Consider the following 4,420-nt stretch of genomic DNA (forward strand, 5'->3'; position numbering starts at 1 on the left):
CGAATCCTGCGTAACTCTTTGTTTACCAAGGAGTTTTCCGTTTCGACTGCGCCGGAAGTGGGGCGAATTATAGACTTTCAGAATCTGCCGTCAACCCTTAATTACGCTTTTGTTGCAGAAAGTGGTTTTTTCGCGATAAGTCGGGGAATCCGGCGCATCACCGGGGGTATCCGCAATACCAGAAGCAGCGCACCTATAGATGCATAGACAGCCCACTCCTTGAGATCAGCCCGCACTATCCACAACATATGCAGCAAGCCGAGCCCCAGAACGACATACACGAGACGATGCAGCTTTTTCCAACGGCTGCCCAATCGGCGCTGACTGTAACGATTAGAGGTCACCGCTAATACCAACAGCAACAGGAAACCCAGCGCCCCGACAATAATGTAAGGCCGCTTGCGCAACTCCACACCCAGCTGCGACCAGTCCAACCCAAGCACAAACACACAATAAGCAGCCAGGTGCAGCACAACATAGGCGAAGCACCACAATCCCAATTGCCGGCGCACCGCTATCCACCCCGCCCAACCACTAAGCTTCTGCAGTGGCGTCATTGCCAGGGTGATCAGTAACAGAATCAATGTGCCGAGCCCCAGCCGATCTACCAGCACCTTGCCCGGATCCGGCCCGAGGACAGCACTCCATGCCTCATAGAGCCAGAACAGCGGCCATACCGCCGCCGCTATAAAAACGCCAACGCGCCAGATCGGGTAACGCATCAGTAGTTCTTCCGCAGATCGAGACCGGTATAAAGAGCAGCCACCTCGTCCGAGTAACCATTGAACATCTGCGTCTCACGTACATTGGGACTGAACAGGCCACTCGGCAGACGACGCTCCCGCGCCTGAGTCCAACGAGGGTGATCGACCGTCGGGTTCACATTCGCGTAGAACCCGTACTCATCCGCGGCAATGCTTTGCCAGGTGGTTTTCGGTTGCTCACTCACGAGGCTGATCCGCACAATGGATTTCACGCTCTTGAAGCCATACTTCCACGGCACGACCAATCGCAGCGGCGCACCGTTCTGGTTAGGCAATTCGCGCCCATACATACCCACCGCCAGAATCGCCAGGGGATTCATCGCCTCATCCAGACGCAAGCCTTCTATATAAGGCCAGTCGATCAAGCCAAAACTCGAGCGCTGCCCCGGCATGCTCTTTGGGTCCTGGAGGGTTTCAAAACGGATGTACTTGGCTTTGGACGTCGGCTCAACCTGCTTGAGCAACGCAGAGATAGGAAAACCGATCCAGGGAATCACCATGGACCACGCCTCGACGCAGCGTAGACGGTAGATCCGCTCTTCCAACTGATAAGGTTTCATGAAGTCTTCCAGAGCATAGCGGCCTGGCTTCGCAACCTCACCATCAATAACCACACTCCAAGGCTCGGTCTTGAGTGAGCCCGCATTCGCTGCCGGGTCGCCCTTGTCGGTACCGAACTCATAGAAGTTGTTGTAGTGCGTTGCGTCCTTGAAGGGCGTGATCGCCTCATCCTTCACCGTGATGGCCTGCCATTTTGTGGCTGGCAGCTTCTCGGCAAACCAGGCCGGCGCCCTGCCCGCCTCGACATCGGCATAACGCGAGGCCTCGTCCGCACTGGCCCAACGCGGCAAGCTGCTGGCAGCAATGCCGGCAAGCGCACCACCGAGCAAGCTACGGCGAGAGAGATAGAAGGATTCAGGCGTGACATCCGACTCGTGGCAATCGGACGCTTTGGGCAACTTGATTAACATGGCAACTCCGCAGCATTGGAGAACTGATGTACCAATAGACTGCGGAGTATGGGGGAAATTACATTAAGGCAATGTTTTGTCGCGGCGCAAATGCAGCAAGTACTGAACCGGCCCCGACGCGGCGTAGACCAGGAACGCCAGCAACAGAATACGCGGAGGATCACTGAACACCACGGCGAACACCAGCACCACTGCCAGAATCGCCACGAAAGGCACACGCCCCTTGAGGTCCAGCTCCTTAAAGCTGTTGTACTTGATGTTGCTGACCATCAGCATGCCGGCAGCAGCCACCATCAAGGCCACCAGGAACGACATCTTCGAACCCTGGATCCCGTAATCACTGAATGCCCAGACGATACCCGCCACCACACCCGCAGCAGCAGGGCTGGCAAGACCGATGAAGTAACGCTTGTCGGCGGTTCCCACCTGGGTGTTGAAGCGCGCCAGACGCAAAGCAGCGCCGGCGACATAGATGAAGGCAACCATCCAGCCGACCTTGCCCATATCGCCCAGCGCCCAGGCAAATGCCAACAACGCAGGGGCGACGCCAAACGCGACCATGTCCGACAGTGAGTCGTACTCGGCTCCGAAGGCGCTCTGTGTGTTGGTCATGCGCGCCACTCGCCCATCAAGGCCGTCGAGCACCATGGCCACGAAGATTGCAATGGCAGCAAAACCGAAATACTTGCTGGCACTCACCGCATCACCTGCCGCCAGTGCGCTTTGGGCACTCATGGAGTTGATGATGGAATAGAACCCGGCAAACAGGTTCGCCGTGGTGAACAGGTTGGGCAGCAGATAGATGCCACGATGCCGGACCTTGCGACCTTCCGCGTCATGCCCTTCTTCGACATGCTCATCGATCGGCAGCAGGCTTTCGGCGTCAGAAGCCTGGCTTGGCTCTTCGGGACGTTCGCTCATGGACTTTACCTTGCAACGGTGTGAAAAAAATTCGACAGATACTTGCGGCGAGTGTTCGCCCGCAAACGATGCAGCTTTATACCAGAACCCGCCCCTCAAACGAAAAAACGCGGCCTAAGCCGCGTTTTCTCTTGATACGTTCGACTTAGTTCTTGGCTTTGTCGACGATCTTGTTGGCACCGATCCACGGCATCATCGAGCGCAGTTGCTCGCCGATGACTTCGATACCGTGAGCGGCGTTGTTACGACGCTTGGCGGTCATCGAAGGGTAGCCGGTAGCGCCTTCGCTGATGAACATTTTGGCGTATTCGCCGTCCTGAATACGTTTCAGGGCGTTGCGCATGGCCTGACGGGACTCGGCGTTGATCACTTCCGGGCCAGTCACGTACTCGCCGTATTCGGCGTTGTTGGAAATCGAGTAGTTCATGTTGGCGATACCGCCTTCGTACATGAGGTCAACGATCAGCTTCAGTTCGTGCAGGCACTCGAAGTAGGCCATTTCTGGCGCGTAGCCAGCTTCAACCAGGGTTTCGAAACCGGCTTTAACCAGCTCAACGGTACCGCCGCACAGTACGGCTTGTTCGCCGAACAGGTCGGTTTCAGTCTCGTCCTTGAAGGTGGTTTCGATGATGCCGGTACGACCGCCACCCACGCCAGCAGCGTAGGACAGTGCCACGTTCTTGGCGTTGCCCGATGCGTCCTGGTAGATCGCGATCAGGTCAGGGATGCCGCCGCCTTTGACGAACTCGGAACGCACGGTGTGGCCCGGTGCTTTTGGCGCGATCATGATCACGTCGAGATCAGCGCGTGGCACTACTTGGTTGTAGTGGATCGCGAAGCCGTGGGAGAAGGCCAGGGTGGCGCCCTTCTTGATGTTCGGCTCGATTTCATTCTTGTACAGCGCGGACTGGAACTCGTCCGGGGTCAGGATCATGACCAGGTCGGCAGCAGCAACGGCGGAAGCAACGTCAGTCACTTTCAGGCCGTGGGCTTCAGCCTTGGCAACAGTGGCCGAGCCTTTACGCAGGCCAACAGTCACGTCAACGCCGGAATCTTTCAGGTTGCAAGCTTGCGCGTGACCCTGGGAACCGTAGCCGATGATGGCGACTTTCTTGCCCTGGATGATCGACAGGTCACAATCTTTATCGTAATAAACTTTCATGAGGTTCCTCTATATATCCAGGCCGTAAGGCCATTCACTAATTTGGGTTAAATGCTGAGTACTTTGTCGCCACGGGCAATCCCGGTGACACCACTGCGTACTGTTTCCAGAATCGAGGCCGTCCCGATCGACTGGATGAAGCTGTCCAGCTTGTCGCTAGTACCGGTCAGTTGAACGGTATAAACGCTGGCGCTCACATCAACGATCTGCCCGCGATAAATGTCGGTAGTCCGTTTGATCTCGGCACGTTGGGCACCCGTGGCCTTGACCTTAACCAGCATCAGCTCACGCTCGATGTGGGCACTTTCCGACAGGTCGACCAGCTTGACCACTTCGATCAGCTTGTTGAGGTTCTTGGTGATCTGCTCGATCACCTCATCGTGGCCCACGGTGGTCAACGTCAGGCGCGACAGGGTCGGGTCTTCGGTCGGGGCCACGGTCAGGCTTTCGATGTTGTAGTTGCGTTGCGAAAACAGGCCGACAACACGAGACAGAGCGCCGGGTTCGTTCTCCAGAAGCAGGGAGATAATGTGCCGCATGATTAAGTACGCTCCGTCTTGTTCAGCCACATGTCGCGCATAGAGCCGTCTTTGATCTGCATC

Annotated in this window: 5 protein-coding genes; all 5 read right to left on the reverse strand. The window is 56.7% G+C overall.

Annotation, left to right across the window (positions count from 1 at the left end; all coding sequences use genetic code 11):
• Positions 1–101: 101 nt before the first annotated feature.
• The 5 genes from msrQ to ilvN all read right to left on the reverse strand — a co-directional run bounded on the left by msrQ (position 102) and on the right by ilvN (position 4,357).
• Positions 102–722: a protein-methionine-sulfoxide reductase heme-binding subunit MsrQ gene (gene msrQ / locus AC3ZU9_RS31230; RefSeq protein ID WP_093544363.1), complete on the reverse strand. Its 621-nt coding sequence runs from the start codon at positions 720–722 to the stop codon at positions 102–104.
• Positions 722–1,735 carry a protein-methionine-sulfoxide reductase catalytic subunit MsrP gene (msrP, locus tag AC3ZU9_RS31235; protein WP_490091779.1) on the reverse strand — a complete coding sequence of 338 codons (1,014 nt, stop codon included), beginning with the start codon at positions 1,733–1,735 and terminating at the stop codon, positions 722–724. The genes msrQ and msrP overlap by 1 nt, the downstream gene beginning before the upstream one ends.
• A gap of 63 nt (positions 1,736–1,798) precedes the next feature.
• Positions 1,799–2,656, reverse strand: a complete 858-nt coding sequence (gene pssA, locus AC3ZU9_RS31240; protein WP_015885888.1) for a CDP-diacylglycerol--serine O-phosphatidyltransferase — start codon at positions 2,654–2,656, stop codon at positions 1,799–1,801.
• 145 nt (positions 2,657–2,801) lie between these two features.
• Complete coding sequence (ilvC, locus tag AC3ZU9_RS31245; RefSeq protein WP_003176099.1) at positions 2,802–3,818, reverse strand: ketol-acid reductoisomerase; 1,017 nt, start codon at positions 3,816–3,818, stop codon at positions 2,802–2,804.
• Between the two features lie 47 nt (positions 3,819–3,865).
• The gene (ilvN, locus tag AC3ZU9_RS31250) at positions 3,866–4,357 is read right to left on the reverse strand and encodes an acetolactate synthase small subunit (protein ID WP_003176102.1); all 492 of its coding nucleotides are present in this window, start codon (positions 4,355–4,357) and stop codon (positions 3,866–3,868) included.
• Positions 4,358–4,420: the final 63 nt, after the last annotated feature.

This window comes from Pseudomonas sp. A39, assembly GCF_058145955.1.

Coding starts and splice junctions, on each gene's coding strand:
- msrQ (WP_093544363.1), bottom strand. CDS start 722: ATGCGTTACCCGATCTGGCGCGTTGGCGTTTTTATAGCGGCGGCGGTA.
- msrP (WP_490091779.1), bottom strand. CDS start 1,735: ATGTTAATCAAGTTGCCCAAAGCGTCCGATTGCCACGAGTCGGATGTC.
- pssA (WP_015885888.1), bottom strand. CDS start 2,656: ATGAGCGAACGTCCCGAAGAGCCAAGCCAGGCTTCTGACGCCGAAAGC.
- ilvC (WP_003176099.1), bottom strand. CDS start 3,818: ATGAAAGTTTATTACGATAAAGATTGTGACCTGTCGATCATCCAGGGC.
- ilvN (WP_003176102.1), bottom strand. CDS start 4,357: ATGCGGCACATTATCTCCCTGCTTCTGGAGAACGAACCCGGCGCTCTG.